Origin of the sequence: Rhodopseudomonas sp. WA056 (assembly GCF_010906995.1) — a bacterium.
Classification (GTDB): domain Bacteria; phylum Pseudomonadota; class Alphaproteobacteria; order Rhizobiales; family Xanthobacteraceae; genus Rhodopseudomonas; species Rhodopseudomonas palustris_G.
In genome coordinates, this window is record NZ_QPFS01000206.1 from 1 (window position 1) to 4,170 (window position 4,170).

Below are 4,170 nucleotides of genomic sequence, written 5' to 3' on the forward strand. Positions count from 1 at the left end.
GGTGTCAGGTCGGACCCGACCTGAGCCGGGCGGTTGCTTCGCGAACTGCATTCGATCTGCCGAAGGCCGCGGACATGACCGCGGCCTTCTGCTTTTCGCCAGGGACTCCTTGTGCCTCGAACCAGCCGCCGACGCATCCCGAACCTGGTAGGTATTCAAGTGTTGAGAGGTGAACTCCATCGGACGAGGCCGGCGAGTCCGCCGATTCGATCGCCATACAGATTAGTTGCGACCTCGACTTAGCCAAAAGTGTTGCCCGAAATGCCAACAATGATGGTTTCGGCCTAAGAGTCACTCGCAATCACGTGATCTAATTGCAACACTCCTCAACTACGAGTTGGCGAAGTGACCAAATTGCTCAAAAAGTCGGCAACTGCATGTGTTTTTTGCTTCACCGTTTCCGTGTCGCGCCGCACATTGCTGTCACATTTGGTTTTGGCAGGTCGATGTCGCGTCCTTGAACTTCGGTCCGGCTGACTTGAAAACGATGGGGATCAAAATGAAGAAGACAATCTTGTCGGTCGCGGCAGTGCTCGCAGTCGGCGCCGGCTCGGCCCAGGCGGCCGATCTGCCCGCCAAGGTCTACACCAAGGCTCCGCCGGTCGTGGCGTTCAACCCGTGGGACGTCGCGTTCGGCACCTCGGTTTCCAGCGATTACGTGTTCCGTGGCATCACCCAGTCGAACCACCAGCCGTCGGTGAGCGGCTACATCGAGCCGCGCTACAACATCAATCCGGACCTGCAGATCTACGCCGGCGTGTCGGCTTCGAGCATCTCGTTCGCCAACCGCGCCGCTGCTGAGATCGACGGCTACGTCGGTATCCGCCCGACCTTCGGTCCGGCCGCGTTCGACTTCGGTTTCTGGTACTACGGCTATCCGGGCGGCCAGTGCATCGACACCGTTCAGGGCGGCGGCAACCTGTGCCCGCTCGGCTCGAGCGCGCTCGCCAACGGCAACGTGATGAAGAAGGACGTGTCGTTCTACGAGTTCTACGGCAAGTTCAACTACACCTTCAACGACATGTTCACCGCTGGCGCCAGCGTGAACTACTCGCCGGACTTCCTGCGCTTCGGCACCTCGGGCACCTACGCCGCGGTGAACGCGAAGATCACCATGCCGGGCACCTTCTTCGGCACCAGCGGCATCGGCTCCTACATCTCGGGTGAATACGGCCATCAGTGGCTCGGCACCACCGACGCGTTCTACGCGTTCACCGCTCTGCCGGACTACAACACCTGGAACGTCGGCGTGGGCTTCACCTACAAGGTGTTCACCCTGGATCTGCGCTACACCGACAGCGACCTGTCGAAGGCCGGCTGCCAGGCGATCACCTCCGACTTCACCTCGAACGGCGTGACCTCGGGCTGGTGCGGTGCTCGTTTCATCGCCAAGCTCTCGGCTGACGTGACGCTGGGCGCGCTGAAGTAAGACATCCCCTTCTGGGGGGCCTGAGGGCGGCGGAGCAATCCGCCGCCCTTTGTTTTGTTTGGTGTGTTTGCTCGTGACTGCCGCTTCGAAGCGGTTGAGGCCTCCGGCCGGGGGCCTTGAGCCGCGGGCCCTCGTCGCAGGCGGCCGATCGCCACTTGGCCGCTTGCGTCGCGGTCAGCAGCCAAAAGCTACAGCGCCGCGTCGACCGGCCTTCCGTTCATCCGGCTTCCGGCACGGGAACGCTGAGCCGATCCTGTAGGGTGAAGCCGTCGCCGGTGCGGGACAGCACGGCGTCGCGCTGGTGGAATGCCTCCAGCGTCGAACGATGGCCGATCGAGACGATCGTGGTGCCCGGCAGCTTCCGGTCGAGCAGTCCGTACAGAGCGGCTTCCGACGGCTCGTCGAGCGACGCGGTCGCTTCGTCGAGGAACAGGTATTGCGGCGCGTGCAGCAGCGCGCGGGCGATGCCGAGCCGCTGCTGCTCGCCCAGCGACAGCGTCCGATTCCAGTGGCCGTGCCGATCGAGCTGCTCCGCCAGTGCCGGCAGCCCGACCTCGCGCAACACCTCAGCAACCTTCTCATCGCTGAAGGCGTTGGCCTCGGCCGGATACACGATCGCGGCGCGGAGTTCGCCGACCGGAAAGTACGGTCGTTGCGGCAGCATCATCAGCGTCGCATCGGCCGGGATCGCGATCGAGCCCGAACCGAACGGCCAGATCCCGGCGATCGCGCGGAACAGCGTCGACTTGCCGGCGCCGGACGGCCCGGCGATCAGGGTGCGCTCGTTGTCGTGGATCTTGAATCCGTCGGCGCTGATCAGCGGCGATCCGGACGGCAGCGTCAGGTTGAGATCGTCGAGCGCGATGCCGCCGGGCGTCGGCGCGACGACCCGGGCCACGCCGGGAGCGGCGCGGAACGCTGCTGAGCTGTCGACCGCTCGTTCGAATCCGTCGAGCCGTTGCACCACCGATTGCCACTCCGCCAGGGTGCGATAGGCGGTGATGAAGAACGAGAGCGAGTCCTGTACGCTGTTGAAGGCGGAGGCGGTCTGCATCATGCCGCCGAGCTGAACCTTTTGGGCGAAGAAAGCCGGCGCCACCAGAATGTAGGGGAAGATGATCGACGCCTGCGAGTAGCTGGCGGTGAACGCGGTGAGCCGTTTGGTGCGGCTCATGATCCGCATGAAGTTCTCGGCAACGTAACCGAAACGTTCCGACAGCTTGCCACGCTCGGCCGGTTCGCCGCGTAGCAGGGCGATCTGTTCGGCGTTCTCACGGACACGCACCAGATTGAAGCGAAAATCAGCTTCGTAGCGCTGCTGGCGAAAGTTGAGATCGACCAGCGGCGACCCGATCCAATGGGTGAGGGCGGTGCCGATCACGGCGTAGATCAACGCGCCCCACACCAGGTAGCCGGGGATCGGGACATCCTGGCCGAACAGATGCAGCGGTGCCTCGTTCGACAGTCCCCACAGGATCACCACGAACGACGCCAGCGTCACCACCGCGTTGAGCAGACCGATGCCCAGCGCCAGCGTGCGCTCGACGAATAGCTGGGTGTCCTCGGCGATCCGTTGATCGGGATTGTCGGCGGCATCTCCGGTGAGCTGCATCTGGTAGTGGTTGGCGTCGTGCAGCCATCCGCCCAGATAGCGCTCGGTCATCCATTTGCGCCAGCGGATCTGAAGCCACTGGTTGAGATAGAGTTGATAGACCTTCAGCGCGATCCAGATCGCCGCCAGAACGCAGAAATAGACGATCTGATAGGTGAAGACATCGTAGTTGCGCTCCTGCAGCGCGTTGTAGAAGTCGTTGTTCCAGCGGTTGAACAGCACCGCGAGCCCGACTGCGGCCAATTCGATCACCACCACGGCGGCGAGTAGTCCGCGGCCCATCCATCTGTCTTCAGCATTGAAATACGGCACTGCGATCCGCCAGGCGGTCGCCAAGGTGGTTCGGATAGTCGTCACTGGAAAAGGTCTCCGGGTGGGAGGCTCCGTCTTGGAGTGGGAGCCCGTGAGGGGTTTCGCAGGTTCATTCACCAGCCGTCGTGTCGCGCCCTCTTGTCACACCCTAGCATGTCGCCGCCGCGAGCGGAGTGCGCCCGGTGGATTTCGCGTGTTTGTGAGCGGGCGGATGCGGCGCACCCTTGGGAGAATGCGCCGGTTGCCGTCGTGTCAGGACGGAAGCACGTGGTCGGCGCCGGCAGCGGCGCCGTCTGGCCAAGGCGGGGGCGTTCGCATTATAGCGTCTTACGCACGGCGGCATCTGTCCGCCGCAGTTCAGCCACTTCTTTGCCGGCGATCTGGCGCAAGCCGGTGGATGTCGAGCGGCTCCAACAACGACCGAGGCGAGATGCGATCCTTTTCTCTGGTGCAAGCTGCCGTGCTCGCCACGGCGATCCTGTCCGGCACGGCGACGACTTGCCTTGCGCAATCCGGTGAGGAGTTTCCATTCGGCCTGGAATTGACGCTGGATGCGTCGCCGAAGCCGGGGTCGAAGCGGATTCCGAATCTGGAAATCGGCGACAAGGGCAGCGTCCGGCTGGAGCTGTGGTGCAAGGGCGGCGTCGGGCAATTCTCCGTCGCCGGCAACACGGTGATCTTCGTGCCGGGCGCGATCGAGGATCGCAATTGTCCGGCGGATCGCGCAGAGGCCGATGATGCCCTGGTCGCAGCGCTCGCGGCGGTGACGACCTGGAGCCGGCAGGGCGATTTCGTCAATTTCGCCGGCCCGCAGACG

The 4,170-nt window shown here is 63.7% G+C and carries 3 protein-coding genes; 2 read left to right on the plus strand and 1 reads right to left on the minus strand.

Going from position 1 to position 4,170, the window contains the following annotated elements; translation table 11 throughout:
- Positions 1 to 499: 499 nt before the first annotated feature.
- Entirely contained in the window at positions 500 to 1,429 is a 930-nt protein-coding gene (locus DU475_RS23195; RefSeq protein ID WP_013501081.1) for a TorF family putative porin, read from the plus strand.
- Positions 1,430 to 1,646: 217 nt separating this feature from the next.
- On the opposite strand, the gene DU475_RS23200 is transcribed toward DU475_RS23195, so the two are convergent.
- Entirely contained in the window at positions 1,647 to 3,398 is a 1,752-nt protein-coding gene (locus tag DU475_RS23200) for an ABC transporter ATP-binding protein/permease (RefSeq protein WP_164633454.1), read from the minus strand.
- Positions 3,399 to 3,783: 385 nt separating this feature from the next.
- Between DU475_RS23200 and DU475_RS23205 the strand changes: the two genes are divergently transcribed.
- A partial coding sequence (locus DU475_RS23205; RefSeq protein ID WP_164633455.1) for an META domain-containing protein occupies positions 3,784 to 4,170 on the plus strand: 387 nt, incomplete at its 3' end.

Bases quoted from the DNA above. Each gene is read 5' to 3' on its own strand.
- DU475_RS23195 (WP_013501081.1), top strand. From the start codon at position 500: ATGAAGAAGACAATCTTGTCGGTCGCGGCAGTGCTCGCAGTCGGCGCC.